Origin of the sequence: Euzebya rosea (genome assembly GCF_003073135.1) — a bacterium.
In the GTDB taxonomy this organism is placed as follows: Bacteria; Actinomycetota; Nitriliruptoria; order Euzebyales; family Euzebyaceae; genus Euzebya; species Euzebya rosea.
The window spans coordinates 275,915-295,926 of the sequence record NZ_PGDQ01000001.1; the positions used below are offsets into that span (position 1 = coordinate 275,915).

The 20,012-nt window shown below is 70.2% G+C and carries 16 protein-coding genes; 10 read left to right on the forward strand and 6 right to left on the reverse strand.

Features of this window, described 5'->3' with window-relative positions:
- Window positions 1–143 precede the first annotated feature (143 nt).
- From CUC05_RS01155 to CUC05_RS01170, 4 genes are all read right to left on the reverse strand, one after another.
- Complete coding sequence (locus CUC05_RS01155) at window positions 144–980, reverse strand: flagellin N-terminal helical domain-containing protein (protein ID WP_108664234.1); 837 nt, start codon at window positions 978–980, stop codon at window positions 144–146.
- 603 nt (window positions 981–1,583) lie between these two features.
- On the reverse strand, window positions 1,584–2,429 hold the full coding sequence (locus CUC05_RS01160) for a flagellin N-terminal helical domain-containing protein (RefSeq protein ID WP_108664235.1): 846 nt from the start codon (window positions 2,427–2,429) through the stop codon (window positions 1,584–1,586).
- Between the two features lie 93 nt (window positions 2,430–2,522).
- Window positions 2,523–3,377 carry a flagellin N-terminal helical domain-containing protein gene (locus CUC05_RS01165; protein ID WP_108664236.1) on the reverse strand — a complete coding sequence of 285 codons (855 nt, stop codon included), beginning with the start codon at window positions 3,375–3,377 and terminating at the stop codon, window positions 2,523–2,525.
- Between the two features lie 395 nt (window positions 3,378–3,772).
- On the reverse strand, window positions 3,773–4,651 hold the full coding sequence (locus tag CUC05_RS01170; protein WP_205712068.1) for a sigma-70 family RNA polymerase sigma factor: 879 nt from the start codon (window positions 4,649–4,651) through the stop codon (window positions 3,773–3,775).
- Between the two features lie 175 nt (window positions 4,652–4,826).
- Here CUC05_RS01170 and CUC05_RS01175 point away from each other — a divergent pair, with 175 nt between their 5' ends.
- The 7 genes from CUC05_RS01175 to CUC05_RS01205 all read left to right on the forward strand — a co-directional run bounded on the left by CUC05_RS01175 (window position 4,827) and on the right by CUC05_RS01205 (window position 13,537).
- Window positions 4,827–5,630: a response regulator transcription factor gene (locus CUC05_RS01175; protein ID WP_157965069.1), complete on the forward strand. Its 804-nt coding sequence runs from the start codon at window positions 4,827–4,829 to the stop codon at window positions 5,628–5,630.
- 93 nt (window positions 5,631–5,723) lie between these two features.
- Complete coding sequence (locus CUC05_RS01180; protein WP_157965070.1) at window positions 5,724–6,212, forward strand: flagellar protein FlgN; 489 nt, start codon at window positions 5,724–5,726, stop codon at window positions 6,210–6,212.
- Entirely contained in the window at window positions 6,212–7,588 is a 1,377-nt protein-coding gene (gene flgK, locus CUC05_RS01185; protein WP_108664240.1) for a flagellar hook-associated protein FlgK, read from the forward strand. Before CUC05_RS01180 ends, flgK begins: the two co-directional genes overlap by 1 nt.
- Before the next feature lie 3 nt (window positions 7,589–7,591).
- On the forward strand, window positions 7,592–8,473 hold the full coding sequence (gene flgL / locus CUC05_RS01190) for a flagellar hook-associated protein FlgL (RefSeq protein ID WP_108664241.1): 882 nt from the start codon (window positions 7,592–7,594) through the stop codon (window positions 8,471–8,473).
- Between the two features lie 36 nt (window positions 8,474–8,509).
- The gene (gene fliW, locus CUC05_RS01195) at window positions 8,510–8,932 is read left to right on the forward strand and encodes a flagellar assembly protein FliW (protein WP_157965071.1); all 423 of its coding nucleotides are present in this window, start codon (window positions 8,510–8,512) and stop codon (window positions 8,930–8,932) included.
- Between the two features lie 61 nt (window positions 8,933–8,993).
- The gene (locus tag CUC05_RS01200) at window positions 8,994–9,974 is read left to right on the forward strand and encodes an NAD-dependent epimerase/dehydratase family protein (RefSeq protein ID WP_108664345.1); all 981 of its coding nucleotides are present in this window, start codon (window positions 8,994–8,996) and stop codon (window positions 9,972–9,974) included.
- Window positions 9,975–10,087: 113 nt separating this feature from the next.
- On the forward strand, window positions 10,088–13,537 hold the full coding sequence (locus CUC05_RS01205) for a cell wall-binding repeat-containing protein (RefSeq protein WP_108664243.1): 3,450 nt from the start codon (window positions 10,088–10,090) through the stop codon (window positions 13,535–13,537).
- 90 nt (window positions 13,538–13,627) lie between these two features.
- Here CUC05_RS01205 and CUC05_RS01210 read toward each other — a convergent pair whose 3' ends face one another.
- Window positions 13,628–15,367: a tetratricopeptide repeat-containing glycosyltransferase family 2 protein gene (locus CUC05_RS01210; protein WP_108664244.1), complete on the reverse strand. Its 1,740-nt coding sequence runs from the start codon at window positions 15,365–15,367 to the stop codon at window positions 13,628–13,630.
- A 143-nt stretch (window positions 15,368–15,510) separates the two neighbouring features.
- Here CUC05_RS01210 and CUC05_RS01215 point away from each other — a divergent pair, with 143 nt between their 5' ends.
- Genes CUC05_RS01215 through CUC05_RS01225 form a run of 3 tightly spaced genes read left to right on the forward strand, consistent with a single transcriptional unit; the run spans window position 15,511 to window position 17,743 of the window.
- Window positions 15,511–16,308, forward strand: a complete 798-nt coding sequence (locus tag CUC05_RS01215) for a ParA family protein (RefSeq protein ID WP_108664245.1) — start codon at window positions 15,511–15,513, stop codon at window positions 16,306–16,308.
- Window positions 16,308–16,928: a hypothetical protein gene (locus CUC05_RS01220; RefSeq protein WP_108664246.1), complete on the forward strand. Its 621-nt coding sequence runs from the start codon at window positions 16,308–16,310 to the stop codon at window positions 16,926–16,928. Before CUC05_RS01215 ends, CUC05_RS01220 begins: the two co-directional genes overlap by 1 nt.
- On the forward strand, window positions 16,925–17,743 hold the full coding sequence (locus CUC05_RS01225) for an inositol monophosphatase family protein (RefSeq protein WP_108664346.1): 819 nt from the start codon (window positions 16,925–16,927) through the stop codon (window positions 17,741–17,743). Before CUC05_RS01220 ends, CUC05_RS01225 begins: the two co-directional genes overlap by 4 nt.
- 70 nt (window positions 17,744–17,813) lie before the next feature.
- On the opposite strand, the gene CUC05_RS01230 is transcribed toward CUC05_RS01225, so the two are convergent.
- Window positions 17,814–20,006, reverse strand: coding sequence for a DEAD/DEAH box helicase (locus tag CUC05_RS01230; RefSeq protein ID WP_205712069.1), 2,193 nt, complete (start codon window positions 20,004–20,006; stop codon window positions 17,814–17,816).
- Window positions 20,007–20,012: the final 6 nt, after the last annotated feature.

The window sequence follows — 20,012 nt, forward strand, 5'->3', positions numbered from 1 at the left end:
CGTTGATCGCTCGACACACTCATCGGTACGTCCCGCCACGACCTGAGGCAAACACGTCACGAGGCAAAACGGTCGACGCCCCGTCCGAGCGGGCTCGAACGGGGTATCGGTTCGCCGCCGCGGGGGAGCGGACGGCGATCGTGCTACTGCTGCAGGAGGCTGAGGACGCCCTGGGGGACCTGGTTGGCCTGGGCGAGCATGGCCGTGCCGGCCTGGGACAGGATCTGGTTCCGGGTGAACGTCGACATCTCCGCGGCCATGTCGGCATCGCGGATGCGCGACTCCGACGCGGACAGGTTCTCCGCGGCGACCTGGAGGTTGTTGATCTGGTGCTCGAGGCGGTTCTGGGTGGCCCCGAGCGTGCCGCGGTAGGTCGACACCGTGCCGATGGCCGCGTCGATCGTGGAGATCGCGGCGGCGGCAGCACCGGATCCGGACGTGAAGTCGATGCCGTTGATGCCGAGGCCGGTCGTGATGGTCATGTCGGCGGTCGCGACGTCGATGGTCTCGCCGGAGTTGGCGCCCACCTGGAACGTCAGTGTGGCTGACCCGCTCAGCAGGGAGGTGCCGTTGAACTTGGTGCTCTGGGCGATCTGGTCGACCGCGTCCACGAGCTGGGTGACCTCGGCCTGGGCGGCAGCCACGGACGCGCCACCGAAGCCGCCGTTGGCACCTTCGTTGGAGGCCTGGACGGCGAGGTCACGGATGCGCTGCAGCATCGCGTGGACCTCCGTCAGCGCACCCTCGGCGGTCTGCACCACGGAGATGCCGTCCTGGGCGTTGCGCACGGCGGTCTGGACGCCACCGATCTGCGAGCGCAGGTTCTCGGAGATGACCAGGCCGGCGGCGTCGTCGGCCGCACGGTTGATGCGGAAGCCCGACGAGAGCTTCTCCAGGCTCTTGCTCAGCGCGCCCTGGGTCTGCGACAGATTCCGGTGGGAATTCGTCGCCATGATGTTCTGATTGATCCTCAGGCCCATTTGGGTTGACCACCAGTCGATGACGTTGACGTAGCAGCGGCCGGGTCCTTCCGTGCCGCTGTCAGGTGCTCATCGGCTGGGGGTCGAGGCAGTTGAGGCAACGCACGAGGTTTTCGGGCAGGCGGACCGACCGGGGTTTGCCGGCTCGTCCATGAGATGTGTTGGTGCACGTCGCTGGAGGATCCGCGAGGCGTCGCGGTCGTCGTGGCGATGCACGGCCTGTGACACGTCCTCGGTCGGCCACCGTCCCTGGTGGCACGCGTGCGACGACGCGGGTGCCCGGGTCCGTACCCGGACGGGGTTGCCAGACTTCCTCCTTGAAGCTGATGGCGATCTCGTGGCTGCCGCGCCCTGGGGCCGGCGGCCGGTGACCAGTCCGTCGGTCACACCGTTGGTATCGGCCAGCCGAAGCCGGACCTGAGCGGTTTCGGGCCGGGCAGCTGACCGTCGGTGGTCGGGGCGACAACGCCGAAAATCCACGAGGGCGGGAGACCCGTGCGCCCAGAACCTGCGCACGTGCCTCCCGCCCAAGCGGGGAGAACTGTCGGTGTATGCGGTCAGGCGCGGTGGTCGGCGCCTGACGTTGGGTGGTGGTGGATGCCGCTAGCCCTGCAGCAGGCTGAGGACGCCCTGGGGGACGCTGTTGGCCTGGCTGAGCATGGCGGTTCCTGCCTGGGACAGGATCTGGTTGCGGGTGAAGCTGGTCATCTCCTGCGCCATGTCGGCGTCGCGGATGCGGGATTCGGACGCGGACAGGTTCTCGGTGGCGACCTGGAGGTTGTTGATGGTGTGCTCGAGGCGGTTCTGGGTGGCGCCCAGGGTTCCGCGGAAGGCAGACACCGTGCTGATGGCGGCGTCGATGGTGGCGATGGCCGCGCTTGCGGCACCCGCGCTGGAGTCGAAGTCGCCGGCCTGGCCCGAGACGAGGGTGTCGATGCCCAGCGCCGCGGTCTGCATGTCGGCCAGGGTGACGGCGACGGTTTCGCTGCCGTTGGCGCCGACCTGGAAGGTGAGGGTGTTGGTGCTGTTCAGCAGGCTGGTGCCGTTGAACTTGGTGGTGTCGGCGATCTGCTCGATGGCGCCGACCAGCTCGTCGAGCTCGGCCTGGGCAGCGGCGACGGACGATCCGGTGTGGCCGCCGTTGGCGCCGGTGTTGGAGGCCTGGACGGCCAGGTCGCGAGCGCGCTGCAGCATGGAGTGGACCTCGGTGAGGGCCCCTTCCGCGGTCTGCATCACGCTGATGCCGTCCTGGGCGTTGCGGGTGGCGACCTTGAGGCCGCCGACCTGCGAGCGCAGGTTCTCGCTGATGACGAGGCCGGCGGCGTCGTCGCCGGCGCGGTTGATGCGGAAGCCCGACGAGAGCTTCTCGAGGGACTTGCCCAGCGAGTTCTGCGTGCTGGACAGGTTGCGATGAGCGTTCATGCTCATGACGTTCTGGTTGATTCGCATTTCCTACTCCTCCTTGAGCTGGATGCAGCGCGTGGTGCGGGCCGGCGCGTCCGTGCGCCGACCGTCTGGCTATTGGCGTTGTGCGGCGGTCCCCTAGCCCTGCAGCAGGCTCAGGACACCCTGGGGGATGCTGTTGGCCTGGCTGAGCATGGCCGTGCCGGCCTGGGAGAGGATCTGGTTGCGGGTGAACTCCGTCATCTCCTGCGCCATGTCGGCGTCGCGGATGCGGGATTCGGACGCGGACAGGTTCTCGGTGGCGACCTGCAGGTTGTTGATGGTGTGCTCGAGGCGGTTCTGGGTGGCACCCAGGGTCCCGCGGAAGCTCGACACCTGGGCGATGGCGGCGTCGACGACGGCGATCGCGTCACTCGCAGCGGTGGCGCTGGAGGAGAACGAGGCGGCGGCGGACAGGTCCGACAGCTTGGTGGCGGTGACGCCCAGCTCGGCGGCGTTCATGTCCGACAGGCCGACGGTGATGGTCTCGCTGCCGTTGGCGCCGACCTGGAAGGTGAGGGTGGACGCACCGTTCAGCAGGTTCTGCCCGTTGAAGGCGGTGTTGTCCACGACCTGGTCGATGGCGGCGACCAGCTGGTTGACCTCGGCCTGGGCTGCGGCGACCGATGCGCCGGTCTCGCCGCCGTTCGCGCCGGTGTTGGAGGCCTGGACGGCCAGGTCACGGATGCGCTGCAGCATCGAGTGGACCTCGGTGAGGGCGCCTTCTGCGGTCTGCACGACCGAGACGCCGTCCTGGGCGTTGCGGACGGCGACCTTCATGCCGCCCACCTGCGAGCGCAGGTTCTCGCTGATGACGAGGCCGGCGGCGTCGTCACCCGCGCGGTTGATGCGGAAGCCCGACGAGAGCTTCTCCAGCGACTTGCCCAGACGGTTGCTCGTCTGCGACAGGTTGCGGTTGGCGTTCATGCTGGCGATGTTCTGGTTGATACGCATGATCCGGTTCTCCTCCGTGAGTGTGGATCCGTGCACCCGATGGGTGCGGGTGGGTCACCTGCTGGTGCGGGTGATGGGGTAAGCCGAGCTCAATCCGTTGAGCACGTTGGTGCTTGTGGTGCGCGCCAGCCCGTTGCGTCGGGGTGGTGCGCTGTGCAGTTGTCGTCGGACTCCGCCGACGGTCGGCGCCCGTTCTCCGCGGGTTGTGCCGACAGGTCCTCGATCGTCCGGCGTCCCTCCGGCTTGAGGAGAACGTCCAGATTTCTTTTTCCGTTCTGCGGCACGCGGTCCTCGATGGGGTGATCGGGAGAACCACAACGCCCCCACCCAGGGAGGAGGTGGGGGCGTGGCGTGTGGATCGTGCCGGGTTCGGGAGTCCCGGGCTCGGGGCCTGCTCAGGCGCTGGCGGCGAACTGCTGGCGCAGGCGGGCGCTGATGTCGGCGGCGTCGGCGTCGATGCGGGCGCGGGCGGTCGAGCCGGTCGCGACGGCGGCGTAGTAGGCGGCGTGCTTGCGGGCCAGGCGACCGTTCGGGCGCGGCTCGGCGGGAACCAGGTCGGGGTCCAGCGAGGCGTTGATGCCCTTCTCCATCAGGGCGAGCGCCTCACCGCGCATCTGGGAGACACGGGACTCCGAGACACCCAGCTCGTCGGCGATCTCCTGCATGGGACGCTCCTCGAAGAAGTAGCCGACCACCACGTGCCGCAGCCGCTCGGGCAGGGCGACGATGGCGTCCATGAGGAAGGCACGACGCTCGCGAGAGAGGATCTCGTCGGCCGGGGTGGGCGCATCGTCGGGCAGGACGTCGGCGATGCTGCCCTCGGTGAGGAGCGCCTCGTAGTTGAGGACGGTCCCGCGGTGGACGTCGTCGACGATGCGCTGGACGCGCTCCACCTCGACACCCATCTCCTCGGCGGTCTCCTCCATCGTGGGGGTGCGACCGTTGCGGACCTGCAGCGTCTCCTTGGCCGACTCCATCTTGCGCGCCATGCTGCGGACCGAACGCGAGGCCCAGTCGCGGCTGCGCAGCTCGTCGAGCAGGGCGCCACGGATCCGGATCATGGCGTACTTGTCGAACGCGATGCCCTTGGACTCGTCGTAGGACCGGGCCGCCTGCGCCAACCCGAACATGGCCGCCGAGGCCAGGTCCTCGCGGGACACGTGACGGGGGATACGGCCAGCCAGCTCCGCCACGCCGTAGTGGACCAGCGGCAGGTGCGCACGGACGATCTCGTCCTCGGTGGTTGCGGCGGGGGAGGTGGTGCGGTGGGCCATGGGCATCACGATGTGGCCGATCCGGGGGGTGAGCCATCCGCCGCGCGGATGAAGTACTGCACCGGGTGAGTGCGCACATACGTAGCGTCACTGACACGAACGGGTCAGCCCATGGCATCCGATGCAACTAGTCCGCGTGATGCGTCCACCCCTCGTCGACGGATGTGCCGCATACTTGGGCGAACCAGTGGTGGACCCCGACGATCTCCAGGACCTTCCCGTCGAGCGGCGCCGGCAGGATCGCCGTCGCCGCCAGGTTCCTGTGCCCAACGACCGGCGGCAGACCGACCGGCGCGCCAACCGGCTGGAGCCCACCAAGCCGTTCGCCGGGGTGGCCGTCGTGGTGGACGGGTGGCCCCTCCTCCGCGCAGGGGTGCGGCAGCTGCTCAGCGACACCGCCATGCGTGTCGCCTCGGACTCGCCCTCGGCGAAGGTCGCTGCCCAGGCCATCGGTGACCGGCTGGACCTGGCGGTCATCGGCGCCAGCAAGGAACCCCTGGAGGAAGCGGTCACGCGGCTGCGATCCCTTCCCGGCCCCGAGCCGGACAGCCAGCCGCGCGTGCTGGTGCTCCTCGAGCGCGTCGACGTGGGACAGCTCCGGACGCTGCTCGCCATGGGAGTGGAGGGCGTCATCGACCGCTCCGTCGGCCTCGACGACCTGCGGGCGGCCTGCGAACGGCTGCTCGCCGGCCAGCGTGTCCTGGCGGGGAGCCCCCTGTCGGTCCTGGCCTCGGCGGGCCTCGAGCTGCACGAACCGGCGCCGGAGGAAGAGGAGCGGGACAACGGCCTGCTGACCCGCAAGGAGCTGGAGGTCCTGGCCGAGCTGGGCCGCCACCTCTCCAACCGCGAGATCGCCGAGACGATGCACGTGTCGGCCGCCACGGTGAAGACCCACCTGTCCAACATCTACGGCAAGCTCGGGGTCACGAGCCGCCGCGAGGCCGTGGTTGCGGCCGTCGAGCGGGGCCTGCTCACCTGACTCCGGCGAAGGTGGTCCGGAACGCTCAGGTGGGTCGCGGGGCAGCCGATCAGGAGGGCGAGACACCCTGACCGACCTTCGAGGAGCCCCCCCGTGGCATACAGCGATGTATCGAACATCCTGTGGCGTGAACGCCAGCTGCTTGAGCTGCTGCAGTTCAAGCTCGAGGTCGAGCAGAGCCTGCTGGCAACCGGCCGAACGCGGTGGTTGAGCCATGCCACGCGCGAGATCGAGATGCTGATCGACGAGGTCAAGCAGGTCGAGCTGGCACGTGCGTTCGAGGTCTCGGCGCTGTGCCGGGAGATGGGTGTCGAGGAGACCCCCACGTTGAAGTCCCTCGTGGACGTGCTGCCGTCCCCGTGGGACGGCATCTTCGAGGAACACCGCCAGGCCTTCCTGCAGGCAACGCAGGAGATCGTGGGTCTGGCAGAAACCAACCGTGAGCTGCTGGCTCGCGGGTACACGGCCGCCAGGGAAGCGCTGGCCGTGCTGGGTGCTGAGCGAGTCGAAACCTACGGACCGGGTGGGCTCAGCGTTGCGCGATCGGGTCAGCTGACCCGGTTGCTCGACGAGGTGATGTGATGCCCTCGACCTTCTCGGGTCTTTCGGTCGCGTCCTCGGCGCTCGCTGCACAGCGACGTGCGATCGAGGCGACCGGTCACAACATCGCCAACGTCAACACGCCCGGGTACTCCCGCCAGCGTGTCGACCTCGCCGCCATCGACGGCAGCTCCATCGCCCTCCATGCCGGCAGCCACTACCAGGCCGGTGGGGTTGACGTCGCTGCCCAGACCCGCATCGTCGACCAGTTCCTGGTGAACCGGGTCAACACCGAACGGGCCGCGCTCGGCCTGGCCGACGAACGGCAGGTGACCCTCGAACGCCTCGAGCTGGCGTTCGCCGAACCCGGGGAGTTCGGACTGTCCTCGGAGCTGCAGCAGTTCTGGTCCGCATGGGACACCGCCGCCCTCACCCCCGAGGACGAGGCCGCCCGTGCCGCGCTCCTGCAGCGCGGCGCCGCCGTGGTCGAGCGCTTCCAGAGCCTGTCTCACGAGTTCGACGAGATGCAGGGCGACGTCATCCAGCGCGCCGAGGCCACCGTGACCGACATCAACGGCATCGCCCACCAGCTCGCGGACCTCAACATCGCCATCAGCGCGGCCACCGACGCCGGAACGGTGCCGAACGACCTGCTCGACCAGCGCGACCAGCTGGTCCGGACCCTCTCCGAGCACGTCGGCGTGAGTGCACGCACCGACAACAACGGCTTGCTCTCGGTGTCGATCGGCGGTGCGGCCGTCGTGGCCGCCGGCCGTGTCAACGAGGTGTCGCTGGACACGACCAACGCCGGTGGGGTCGTGCTGCGGATCGCCAACTCCCCGGTGCCCCTGCGGCCGACCGGCGGACGGATCGAGGGGCTGCTGCAGTCCACAAACGTGCTGATCCCCGAGCACCAGGCGCGGATCGACGCCCTCGCCGTCCAGCTCGCCGACGTGGTCAACAGCCAGCATCGGCAGGGACAGGACCTCGACGGCAACGCCGCCGGCAACTTCTTCGCCGCGACGGGTGCACGCGACTTCACCCTCGACGCCGCGGTGCTCGGCCGACCCCGTGCGATCGGCCTGGCCGCCGCGGGTGCGGGGGCCTTCGACGGCACCAACGCCGTGCGGATGGCGGAGCTCGCCGGCCTCGGTGGTGGTCCGGACGACGCCTACCGGGCGGTGATCGCCGAGCTCGGCGTGGCCGCGCAGACCGCCAACCAGCGCCTGGTCCTCCAGGAGTCCCTGACCACCCAGTTCGACGCCCAGCGGGAAGCCGTCAGCGGCGTGTCGATCGACGAGGAGATGAGCAACCTGGTCGCCTTCCAGCAGGCCTATGACGCCTCGGCACGGTTCCTGACCGCCATCGACGAGATGATCGACCGACTCATCAACGGCACCGGATCGGTGGGGAGGTAGTCCATGACGCGCATCACCCAGGGCATGGTGGCCAGGTCCTCCCTCGCCAACCTGCAGAAGAGCCTCGGCCGCACCCAGCGGCTGCAGGAGCAGCTGTCCACCGGTCGGCAGCTGAACCGGCCGTCGGACTCCCCGACCGGCCTGGTCACGGCCATGCAGACCCGGTCGTCGCTGGCCCGTCGCGAGCAGCACCTGCGCAACGCCGACAACGCCGTCGGGTGGCTGAACACCGCCGACGCGGCGCTGCAGGGCAGCAGCAACCTGATGCGTCGGGTTCGCGACCTGACCGTGCAGGGCGGCAACTCCACGCTGGACCCCGTCTCCCGCGAGAACATGGCGCAGGAGGTCGAGGCCATCCGGGCGGGCCTGACGGAGATCGCCAACTCCCGCTACGCCGGACGGTTGCTGTTCGCCGGCAACGCCGACGTGCCGGCGGCCTTCGACGCGACCGGGACCTACCGGGGCGACACCGGACAGGTGCAGCGCACCCTTGCCGACGGCCAGCAGATCGCGGTGAACGTCAGCGGGGTCGAGGTGTTCGGCAGCGGTGCCGGCTCGGTCTTCGACGTCCTCACCCAGATCGCCGATGACCTGCGGCACAACCCCGAGAACGTGGTCGCCAACAACCTCGACAACCTGGACACACGCGTCGACACGATCCTGACTGCGCTCGGGGACATCGGTGCCCGCACGAACCGGATCGAGAACATGCGTGAACGAGCGACCAGCGACGAGATCAACCTCAAGACCCGCCTGAGCGAGGCGGAGGACGTCGACCTTCCCGAAACCATCATGGAGCTCCAGCTCCAGGAGGTCGCCTACCAGGCGGCCCTCAACGCCACCTCGCGGGTCATCCAGCCCTCCCTGCTGGACTTCCTGCGCTAACGTCTGCCCGACATCGGAGAACCCACGATGACAGGAATGGCCACACCGGTGATGACCGAGCCCGAGACCGACACCGCGTTCGTCGAGTTCGTCTCTGCCGTGCCCGGATTTCCCGACGCCCGTACCTGGGGGATGGAGGTGTGGGGTGACGACCCGTCGAGCCCCTTCTCCGTCATGCGCAACGTCGAGATGGAGGGGCTGGAGTTCGTCGTCGTCTCGCCGTTCGTCTTCTTCCCCGACTACGAACCCGAGCTGGACGACGCCACCGCCGGTTCCCTCGGGCTGACCGGTCCCGAGGAGGCGATGGTGCTGGTCGTCCTGACGATCGGCGAGTCGATCGAGGAGACGACCGCGAACCTGCTCGGGCCGATCGTGATCAACACGAGCAACAACCGGGCCGTCCAGGCGATCCTGCACCAGCCGGGCCTGTCGACGAAGACCCCGCTGATCCGCAGCTGACCCGCCGGTCAGTGAGGTGATTCCTCGCCGTCGTCCATCCGACGACGGCATGCTGGCGTGCATGCAGATCCTGGTCCTGGGTGGGACGTCCTTCGTCGGGCGTGCAGTTGTGGAGGATGCGCTCCGGCGCGGCTGGTCGGTGACGACGCTGAACCGCGGGCGCGCCGATGACGTGCCCGGTGTGGACGCTCGTCGCGGCGATCGGCTGGAGGTCGAGGGGCTCGCGTCGTTGGGGGACGACGAGTGGGACGTCGTGGTCGACACGTGGTCCTCCGTCCCGTCGGCGGTCAGCCGCGCGGCGACCGCGCTGTCGGACAGGGCAGGGCGCTACGCCTTCGTCTCGAGCCGTTCGGTCTACGCATGGGCACCGCCTGCCGGGGCCGACGAGTCCGCGCCGCTGGTCGACGTCGACGCCGAGGAAGCCGATCCGCCCTACCCCCGGGCGAAGCGGGCCGCCGAGATCGCCGTCGAAGGGGCCTTCGGCGACCGATCCCTGCTGGTCAGGGCCGGGTTGATCCTCGGGCCGTGGGAGAACGTCGGGCGGCTCCCCTGGTGGCTGGAACGCATCGCCCGAGGTGGCCCCGTCGTTGCGCCGGGACCCTCGGACCTGGGGCTGCAGCTGATCGACGCCCGGGACCTCGCCCGGTGGACCCTCGACGCGGCAGCAGGCGGCCTGTCCGGTCCACACGACCTGGTCAGCCCGTCCGGCCACGCCACGATGGGGCAGCTGCTGAACGCCTGCGTGGCCGTGACCGGATCGGACGCAGAGCTGCGCTGGCTCGACCCCGAGGTGGTGCTGGCGGCTGACGTCGCGCCGTGGACCGAGCTACCGATCTGGCTGCCGCCCGGCGAGGCCCACGACGCCATGCACCGCTCCGACGTCACGAAGGCGCTGGACGCAGGCCTCGTCTGCCGACCGGTCGAGGACACCGTGGCCGACACCTGGGCGTGGCTGGACGCCCTTGACGGCCCAGCGGCCCAGCGGTCGGACAGGCCGTCGGTCGGCCTCCCGGCCGACAAGGAAGCCGCGCTCCTGACCTGAGACGGGGAAGCGACCTTTCTTTCGGTACGCCCGACGTGAACTCATTTCACTGCTATAGGGTCTTTGGACCCCCTCGGCCGCACGGGGGTCACGTCTGAGGGAAGGGCCTTGCCATGTCTGTATGCCGCCGTCCGTTCGTCCTCGTGGCGCTGCTGGGGTTGATGGCGGTGTTGTTGCCCAGCCCAGTCGCCGCCGTCGTGGAGGGGACGGTGGGCAGGGTCACCGTCGAGCGCGTCAGCGGGGCATCGCGCATCGCGACCGCGATCGCCGTGTCGGCCGAAACCTTCCCCTCGGCCGACACCGTCGTCATCAGCAGGGCAGACCAGTTCGCGGATGCGCTCGTCGGAGCGGTCGTCGCGGCGGAGAACGACGCCCCGATCCTGCTGGTTGACTCCACGTCCACACCGGCGGAGGTGCTTGACGAGATCACCCGCCTCGGTGCGACCGAGGCCGTCGTCCTGGGTGGGACCGGCGCGGTGTCGGAGGCGGCTGCGACGGCGATCAGCGATCTGGGCGTCACCGTCCGTCGCATCGCCGGGACAAGCCGCTTCGACACGGCCGCTCGCGCCGCAACGGAGGCTTCCGACACCTCCCGCGTCTTCGTCGCCAACGGTGGCAACTTCCCCGACGCCCTTTCCGTTGCCCCGTACGCGGCGTTCCTCGGCAACCCGATCGTCCTCGCCAACGCCGAGTCGTTGCCACAGGAGACCGCTGACCTCCTCACGACGATCGCCCCCTCCGAGATCGTGGTGATCGGGGGGACGGCGGCCGTCGACAACGCGGTGTTCGGCGAGCTCGGCGCCCTTGCCGGCTCCATCCGCCGCATCGCCGGTGTCAGCCGCTGGGACACCTCGGCGCAGGTCTTCGACGAGGCGGTCGGTGCCGGCATGAGCTCCGCGAGCCGGTGGCTCGCGACGGGAGTCAACTTCCCCGATGCCCTCGCCGCAGGTCCCGCAGTCGTGGCCGCAGGGGCGTCGTTCCTCCTCGTCCCCGGCGACGACCTCGGTGCGGCACCAGAGATCGCTGACCGCCTTGCGGTCGACTACTGCGACCTCGACAGGCTGGTCCTCCTCGGCGGTCCCGGCGCCATCACCGATCAGGCCGTGACCCAGCTCGAGTCGATCCTGCCCACGGACTCGAGCTGCACCGGTGACGCCCGCTCGGTGACCGACTGCACGGCCCCACCGCAGACGACCCTATCGGAGGTGATCAACGATCTGGATCCCGATGGGGATCCCGACGGTGACGGGTTCACCACAGGGGAGGAGACCGGCACGTTCGCCTTCGACCCGGTGCAGGACGCCGCGCGGTTCAATCCGCTGATCGCCGACGTCCCGCAGATCGACATCCAGCTGAACGGTGCCCTCACGCTCGTGCTGCAGGGCTCCCTGTCCCAGACCGACTCGTTGGCCATCACCACCGTCGAGGCGACCGAGCGCACCGACACCACCCAGAACATCGACACGACGGAGACGACCGAGAGCCACACCGCCGGCGGGGAGGCAGGCATCGACTCGGACGGGCTGAGCGTGGGAGCCAGCTACAGCTACACCAACTCGACGACCAACACGACCGGGACGATCACGACCGACGAGTACCGTGAAGCACAGTCCCAAGCCGTCGAGCAGTCGACGGCCACGACGGAGAACGTCGACTCCGGGTCGTTGTCGTTCGAGGTGTTGATCGCCAACGCGGGACACGTGGACTTCCGCATGGACGACATCACGATCAACGTGACGCAGCTCCGACGTGACGGGACGCGCCAGATCATCGGAGCCGCCTCGGCCGAACCGGGGCTGGTCCTCAACGAGGACGCGCCCGGCACACCACAGATCCTGACGGTGGAGGACATCTCCGCGCGTGGGGCGCTGGACCTGGCTCGTGACCTGACCGGCCTCGAGTTCGCGGTCAGCACGTTCACGCTGTCGGAGATCGGCAAGGGCGATGTCCGAACCGACGAGGCCGACTTCTCCCAGTACCAGCAGCGGGTTCGCCAGAACACCGCGGCGGTCACGATCGACACCGGGCCGGAGGGCATGATCGAGGACCACTTCGTGTCCACGACCTACGTCCGCAACGACGACGGGACGCCTGCCGGCACGCCGCTGTGCGAGGCGATCCGGGTCGTGCTGGCTCGTGACCTCCAGGCCGATGCGCGACCGACCAACATCAACGGCAACACCGATCCTCTTCAGGTGCTCACGAGCCTGGACCAGCGAATCGGGAACACCGACGTCGACTTCACGCGGGACCCGGCGACCAGCTGGTACTGGATCACCGACGTGGGTTCGCCATCGATCGGCAACACGCTGCCGTTCGGCCTCGACCAGGTCAACCTGCGTGCCGGCGACGCCGCCCGGCTCGTCTTCTACCAGGACTCCGACGGTGACGGCCTTGCACGCACTCGGGAGGAACGCGAGCTGGGGACCTCTGACGACAACCCGGATTCCGATGGCGACACCATCGGCGACGCCGACGAGGTGAACACCCCGCTGACCATCACCGTCCTGAATCCGGTCGCCCCGGCACCGCGTCCCGATCAGGAGACCTACGAGACGTACAGCGATCCCACGAGCGGCAACGTCGACGGCGACGGGTGGGACGACATCACCGAGGTGGCCATGGGGACCGACCCCAACCGCGCCGACACCGACGGGGACCGCCTGATCGACGACCTCGACGGGTTCCCGCTGGACGGATCGCGAGGTGCCGAGGCGGCCTTCCCGCTCGGGTACTGGCCCCTCGACGTCGTCGCCCCGGACAACCTGCAGACGCTGGAGTTCACCTTCCCCGACGAAGAGGGGACCAACGACGCGACGGCGCAGCAGAGCACCGATGGCGACGGGTCGAACGGCGCGGGACCGATCACCGACCGTGACGGCAACCTCGGGCGTGCGTGGGCGGCCGGACGGCCCGGTGACGAGAACAACCGCGGCGTCGTGGTCGCCGGGAACTATCCGGAGGACCCCAACCCCGACGACACGGTCGACTGGTACGACGACGGCTTCACCATCGCCGCATGGTTCGCCGACTCGTCCCGGCCGGACACCAACGGCGTCCGACTCCTGGCCGGCGAGGCCGGGTACATGGGGCTGTGGCTGTCGGGAGGCACCAACGGGAGCCTGGTGATCGGCCCGTTGCCCCAGGACGGGAGCACCCCCGCGAACCTGCCCGGCCCGCTGCGGTACCAGTCCACCCAGGACCTGTTCGACTCCGACTGGCGGCACGCCGCAGGGACTGCCGCACCCGTGACGGAGGGCGGTGTCGACGGGGTCCGCCTGACGCTGTTCCTCAACGGTGAGGAGGTGGCAAGCGAGTTCTACGGTGATCCCACGACCCCACCGACGCTGGAGAACACCGGTGACCGGTGCGCGTTCGTCATGGGCAACTTCTTCGATGACTGCTTCGGCGACAGCGACAACGGGACGGCCCGGGGAGTCGGGGAGACGTTCGCCTCGCCGCAGACCGGCATCGACGACGTCTACCTGTTCGATTCGGTGCTCGAGGAGTTGCAGGTCCGTGACGTGTACCTCGGACTCGACCCCTCGGGGACGACGCGATGACCCCGGCCTGATCGGGATCGGACACGCGGGCCCACGGTCGGGACGACCGGGGTCCGCGTGCGCGGACGCAGTTGGTGTACGCCGCGTGGGTCAGACGCCGGCGGACTCCAGCTGTCCGAGCATGTCCTGCAGCTCGGTGGTGGCGTCGTCGGCGTCCAGGTCCTCCAGGCCCATGCGCAGCACGGCAGCGGCCTGTTCCTCGGCGTGCAACGTGGCCAGCGCGCGGGCCAGGACCAGCGCCCGGGCCTGCGAGGTCACGACGCCGAACACGAAGGTCTCCAGGGCCGACGGCGCGACCTCGCCGACGGTGTACAGCGCCTCGAGCACCTCGTCGTCGTCCAGGTCACGTGCGGCTCGGCCCAGCGTGTCGACCGCACGGGGATCCCCGAAGGCCTGCATGGCCGCCGCCGACGCGGCGACGCGTTGCGGGGCGGGGATCGTCAGCTCGTCGGCCTGGCGCAGCAGCGGGCAGCTCTGGTCCAGCTGCACCTCACGGGCACGGGCCGACCAGACGACCGCCCGGTCCAGCGGCAGCCGGTGGCCGACCATCGAGATGAACGCCAGCGCGTGGCGATCACCGGGGTTGGCGGCGTACAGGGCCTCGGCGAACGCATCGCCGACCTCGACTGGGCACGACACGAGCATGGCCAGGGCAGCCCGGAGCCGGTGTCCGCTGGCCTCGATGTCACGGCCCAGGAACGCCGGGACGGCACGGTCCATCTCGCCGCGCAGGTACAGCACCCGCAGCAGCTCGGGCCACATGTCGAGCGGACCCTCGGTGGCGACGTCGAGGTAGACGTCCAGCCCCTCCTCCTCCCGACCCAGCGCCACGAGGCACCGGGCGATCAGGGCACGGGCCCCGTCGGTGGAGTGGCTGACCCCGTGGGCCATGGACGCGGCAACGTCGTGCTCGGTGTCGAGGACGGCGATCGCGTCCTCCCACCGCTGGTCCATCATCAGCACGTACCCGTGCAGGTAGGTGGTCAGCGCGCTCGGCCGGCCGATGGCCAGCAGGTCGTCCAGCCACTCCAGCGCCTCGTCGAGGTGGCCCAGCCGCGAGTGGATCTGCACGCCCAGCTGCAGGGCGCTGTGGCGCACACCCTCGTCCTCGGCGTTGCGGATCAGGACCAGCCGTTCGAGGGTGCGCTCGTGCTGGTTGCCCAGGCTCAGCGCGCGGGCGGTCTCCAGGATCGACTTCTCCGTGCCCTCCTCCTGGTGGGACACCTCGGCCAGGTGGATGTTGCGGTTGGCCTTGTCCTTGGCGGCCATGACCTCGGGGAGGTAGCCCCAGTGGTCGAGCTCGAGCACCTCGCCGGCGTCGACGCGCACCTGGTGGGGGGCGATGGAGACGACCTGCTCGTGGATGCGGCCCGAGTAGCGGAACAACGACTGGCGGAACAGGCGGACGGAGGTGTGGACGACGGAGGTGCGGCCGGTGACGTCCTGGGCGTTGTTGACCTGGGCGCGGTAGCCGTCGAGGTCACCCTCGCGCAGCACACGGCGCAGGCCGGCGAAGTTGGTCGGGACCAGCACCTCGTCGGCGTCGACGATCAGGACCCACTCACCGCGCGCCGCCTCGATGGCGACGTTGCGAGCCCACGCGAAGTCGTCGCGCCACTCACCACGGATGACCCGGGCGCCCATGGACTCGCAGATCTCCACGGTCCGGTCCGACGAGCCGGTGTCGTGCACGACGACCTCGTCGACGAGCGGCTCGAGCGCGGCGAGGCACCGTTCGATGACGGCCTCCTCGTCCTTGACGATCATGCAGGCGGACAGCAGCGGTCTGCCCGGGGTGCGAGGGGCGCGGCGACGTGACGACTTGGCCATGGGAACTGGTCTCCCGAAGGGGGTACGAGGAATGGCGGCGTCCGTGCCGGTGAGGTCCTGCGCACTCCAGATCGGCCGGTCCCCGTCCCGCTTGAGGCCTCGCGCTGGGGGAGGACCGGCCAGCGGCTGTAGTCTGCGGGCCGATGAGCGCAGTCGTGTACGCGGTGGCAAACCAGAAGGGCGGCGTGGCGAAGACCACGACCACCGCCTCGTTGGCCGCCGCGTTGGCCGCCCGGGGCCTCAACGTCCTGACCGTCGACCTGGACCCGCAGGCCTGCTTGACCTTCTCGCTGGGGTTCGACCCCGACGAGCTGTCCCCGACGATCCACGAGGTCGTCACCGGGAGGGGCACGCTGGCCGAGACGGTCCTCACCCACGACGAGTGCGACCTGGCCCCCGCCAACCTGGACCTGGCCGGCGCCGAGGTCGCCCTGCTGTCCCGCACCGGCCGTGAGTACGTGCTGCGGGCCGAGCTGATCGACCTGCGTGGGTCCTACGACGCGATCTTCCTCGACTGTCCGCCGTCGCTTGGGGTCCTGACCCTCAACGGGCTCACCGCCGCGGACAAGGTGGTCATCCCGGTGCAGTGCGAGACGCTGTCGCACCGGGGGGTCTCGCAGCTGCTGGAGACGATCGCCGACGTGCAGAAGCTGACCAACCCCCAGCTGGAGGTGGCCGGGCTGGTCGCCACGATGTTCGACACCCGGACCCGCCACAGCCGCGAGGTGCTGGAGGACGTCCAGAGCCGCTACGGGCTGAAGGTGCTCGGCGTGCCGGTCCGCAAGTCCGTCCGCTTCGCCGAGGCGCCCAACATGGGCCGCACCATCCTGTCGCACGCCCCGAAGGTGCCGGGCGCGGCCGCCTACCGGGTGATCGCCGCCGACCTGCACGGCCTGACGGTCCACCCCGAGGACCTCGCCGCTGCCGAAGGACATCGCTGATGGCCGGCTTCGACCGCATCAAACCGCCGGAGCAGCGCCTGCAGGACCGCGACGAGGCGCGCAAGCCCGACTCCGACGCCGCCGATGTCAAGGGCCGCGCCGCCCTCTTCAGCGCGTCGCCCCAGCCCACGCGACAACCGGCACGATCGGGGCCTGCGTCGTCCATGGGCGAGGGAGGCCCCGATCGCGCCGATGGGCAGCCGACCCGGTCCACCGAACCGACCACGCCGCCCCAGCCGACCTCGCCGACCGCGGGCGAGGGGGTACGACGACGCCGGCCCGACGTGGGCGCGGACGTGCCCGGGACACCTCCCGTGTCGCAGACGCCTCCCGTGGCGCCGCCCGCAGGGGACGGGCAGCGTGCCGACGACGCCGGCGCGCCCCACGATCCGACCGCGCCGGGCCCGCCGCCGGGCCGGTCGGTCCCCACCGGCAAGAGCCTGCTGCAGGTCGAGTGCAGCCACTGCGGCGTGACCTGCCCGATGCCGCTGGGCACCGCCGTCAAGCGGGCGTTCCCCCTCGCCGTCGTGCTGCCGACGAGGTCCCACCCGGTGTTCGCGACGTGTCCCTGCGGCGAACGCCGCACCTGGGTGAAGCCCTCGGTGGGCCTGCCACGATGACACCGGCGCAGCTCGCCGAGCTCGCGGCCTCGGTCGCCCATGTCGCCGGCGACGTCCTGCTGTACCACCAGCGACGCCTTCGCTCGGGTGCCGACCTGTCGGTGGCCACCAAGACCAGCGCGACCGACCCCGTTTCCATGGCCGACCAGGAGAGCGAGCAGGCGCTGGTCCACGCCATCGAGGCCGCCCGTCCCGACGACGGCATCCTCGGGGAGGAGGGGGCGGACCGGACCGGGACCACGGGCCTCCGCTGGGTCGTCGATCCGCTCGACGGCACCGTCAACTACCTCTACGGCCACATCGGCTGGGGCGTCAGCGTGGCCGTCGAGGAGCAGGCCGCCGACGGCTCCTGGACGGGGATCGCCGCCGCCGTCTTCGAGCCGACCACGGGGATCATGCACTCGGCCCACCGCGGGGGAGGGGCCACGGCCAACGGACGGCCGCTGCACGTCAACGACCCAGTGGAGCTGCCGATGGCGTTGGTCTCCACCGGCTTCTCCTACGACCGCGACCACCGCCGCCGGCAGGCCGCGCTGGTCAGCCATGTCCTCGGCCACGTGCGTGACGTGCGCCGCGTCGGATCCGCTGCGCTCGACCTGTGCCGCGTGGCGGCCGGGGAGGTCGACGCCTACTTCGAGGACTCCACCCAGCGGTGGGACTGGGCCGCCGGTGCGCTGATCGCCCAGGAGGCAGGCGCGATCGTCACGTCGTTGACCACCATGCCCGGGCACAGCGGCGTCGTGGCCGCGGGCCCGTCGCTGCACCCGCAGCTCGAGGCGCTCGTCGGCGATCCCGCCGCGCTGCCGGCGGGCTGACCCGACCGGTCGGAAAACGAGGATCGGGCCGGCCCGTGGCCGACCCGATCGTCAGGTGCTGTGGCTGCCGCTACGGCAGGTGGACGACGTCCATCCGACGCTTCAGGCGCGGCTGGCCGTCCCCACGGGCGGTGTCGGCGTCGATGTCGCTGCGCCGGTTGCGGGCCCGCGAGCCGTCGTTCTCACGGGTCCGGTTGCTGTTGCCCTTGCCCCGGCGGTTGCGGTTGCCGCCACCGCGGGAGTCGTTGTCGCCGTCCCGCCCGCCGCTGCGGGAGGAGCCGCCACGGCCGCCGGACTTCCTGCTGGACGACCGGCCGCCGTCCCCACGGTTCGACCCCGAGCCGCTGCGATCGCGGCGGTCCCGGTCGCGCTGGTCCCGGTCGGAACGGGACTTCTCGGACCGACCGCGGCCGGACTGGTCCCTCTCGGACCGGCCCTTCTCGGACCGGCCGTTGTCGGAGCGGCCCTTCTCGGACCGATCCTTGCCGGAACCCGAGTCGGACGTGTCCGTCTCGGACGTGCCCGTGTCGGACCTGCCCTTCGTGGAACGGTCCGTGTCGGCGTCGTCGCGGTCCCGACGATTGCGGCGCCTGTCATCGCCGGAGCGGTCGTCGCCGGAGCGGCCGTTGCCGTCGCGGCCGCGGGAGCTGTCGGAGCTGCCGCTGCGGGACCGGCTGCGGGTCCGGGTCGCGCCGCTGTCCTCGTCACCGTCGTCGCTGGAACGAGCGGCTCGGTCCGACGAACGGGTCGTGCCGGCATCGTCGCTGTCACTGGTCACGCGACGGCGGGTGCGGGTGCGTGTCCGGCTGCGGGTCTGCGCCTCCCCGTCGCTGCTGTCGTCCGTTCGGCTGCTGCTCGACCGGTCGCGGTCGGTGCTGGTGCTGCTGCCCTCGTCGGAGCGGCTGCGCGCGCCGCGGCTGGACTTCTCGGCCCGGTCGCCCCGGTCCCGGTCGGACTTCCCGGACTTCTCCGCCCGCCCGGACTTCTCGGCCCTGTCGCCGTCGCGCGAGTCGCGGGACTCCTCACCACGACGACGCGACCGGGACTGCTTGCCGGTCCGTGCCTTGGGTGGCGAGGGCACCTTCTTCTTCTCCTCGCGGGGCGGCAGGTCGAACAGCTCGTCCAGCAGCGGCGAGGTGGAGAAGACCTCGTGGATCTCGTCCTCGATGTCGAGCTCCCGGCGGATCATCTCCAGGCGGGGCAGCTCGTTCCAGACGGCGAAGGTGATGGCCACGCCGTCGGCGCCCGCGCGGCCGGTCCGGCCGATGCGGTGCAGGTACATCTTCTCGTCGTCGGGGCAGTCGTAGTTGATGACGTGGGTCACGTCGTCGATGTCGAGGCCACGTGCGGCCACCTCGGTGGCGCACAGCACGGTGGTCTTGCCCTGGCGGAACTTCTCCAGCGCCCGCTCGCGGGCCTCCTGGCGCAGGTCGGAGTGGATCGCCTGGGCGGCCACGTCACGGTCACGCAGGTCCTCGGCCAGCTGGTCGGCCATCCGCTTGGTGCGGCAGAAGATCACGCACAGGCCACGGTCGGGGGTCTGCAGGATCCGGGCCACGACGGCCGGCTTGTCCATGCGGTGGCAGGAGAAGAAGTACTGCTTGGTCTTGGGGGCGACGTGCACCTCCTCGACCTCCGCGCGCATGAACGTCGGCTTGGTCATGTACCGGCGGGCCAGCCCGACGATCGCCGAGGGCATCGTGGCGGAGAACAGCAGGGTCTGACGCTTGTCGGCGCACTGCTCGATCAGGGCCTCGACGTCGGGCAGGAAGCCGAGGTCGAGCATCTCGTCGGCCTCGTCGAGCACCAGCCCGCGGCACGACGACAGGTCGAGGTGACCACGACGGGACAGGTCCAGCAGGCGACCGGGGGTTCCGACGACGACGTGCGCGCCGCCCTCGATCGCGTCGATCTGGGGCTGCATGGCCTTGCCGCCATAGACGGCGACAACCTTGACGCCGCGGCCCTTGCCGGCCTGGACGAGGTCCTCCGACACCTGGAGGCACAGCTCACGGGTGGGGACGATGATGAGGGCCTGCAGGCCCTTGTCGGTGTCGACCCGCTGCAGCAGCGGCAGGCCGAAGCCGAGGGTCTTGCCGGTTCCCGTCCGTGCCTGGCCGATGATGTCGGCGCCGGTGAGGGCGAGGGGGAGCGTCAGCTCCTGGATCGGGAAGGGGTGGATGATGCCGACCTCTGCGAGGCTCTCGCAGATGGTGGCGTCGACGCCGAAATCGGCGAAGGTCTTCTCTGTGGCGTTGCTCACGCGTTT